Below are 872 nucleotides of genomic sequence, written 5' to 3'. Positions count from 1 at the left end.
TTAACGTCGACGAATTCTTGGCATCGGTTGGATGTTTGGTCGAGTCTGAGGTCTCTGAATATTTGGCTTGGTAATCGGACGCGGCACGTTATGCGCGGGTAATGGCTGTGTCTTCAATGTTGATTCTGGCAACGTCGTTTGTTTTGGTAATGTTTTTGTTTCTACACGCTGGGGACGCTCGTGCCATTTTGCTTGAATCGCTTGTTTTTGTTCATCCGGCAACGTCTGCCAGTGGTTATCCAGTTGTCGCTTCATGTTATCGAAGTTGGCGTTCATATCGCCATCTTTCCAATCTTCAACTTTGTCTTTGATTGACTGTTGTTGATCGTCGTCGAGACTATTCCACCATGCCTCGAGCTTTTCTCGATGGTCATGTCCGTCGTCACAGCAACCCGGATAATAGTAAATCCAATAGTCATCGTGACCATACCACCAAGGGTCGTAATACCCACTCGAATAATAGACAGATGAAGAACCAGTTGAAGGAGACGAGCATCCCACCAGCACTGTACCGCACAACAATACCAACAAACCCGCTTCTAGCTTCTTCATACTGACTTTCCTCTTACTCTACATTGTATACTTACATCAGCTTTTTCGCTTTGTTGATGGACTCGATGATCGTCATTCTGTCTAAATTAGGGTCATTGGAATCTAGGAGTAGCACCCAAGTATCGATGGCTTCCTGAAAGCGGAAAGAAATGAAGTGATCGTTCGCTATCAACGACAATGCGGCTTCATTATAAGGTTCAAGTTGCAACGCCTGTTCTAATAGTAAACTGACTTCATCAGTCATCGCTTGTTTATGCAGGTAGTATAATGTTGTCGCCTTAGCGGCAAGTTGCGTCGCGGTTACGTTGTCAGTGAGTTGG

The 872-nt window shown here is 45.2% G+C and carries 1 protein-coding gene and 1 pseudogene; both read right to left on the bottom strand.

From position 1 onward, the window contains the following. A complete protein-coding gene (locus tag R7Q46_RS25865) occupies positions 1 to 552 on the bottom strand; it encodes a hypothetical protein (protein ID WP_318078042.1) in 552 nt (183 codons plus the stop codon). A 31-nt stretch (positions 553 to 583) separates the two neighbouring features. Continuing rightward, positions 584 to 872: pseudogene (locus R7Q46_RS25860) on the bottom strand (hypothetical protein); the annotation flags it as partial.

The organism is Vibrio sp. 811 (assembly GCF_033339195.1).
This window is presented reverse-complemented; position numbering and strand designations above follow the sequence as displayed.

Bases quoted from the DNA above. Each gene is read 5' to 3' on its own strand.
- R7Q46_RS25865 (WP_318078042.1), bottom strand. From the start codon at position 552: ATGAAGAAGCTAGAAGCGGGTTTGTTGGTATTGTTGTGCGGTACAGTG.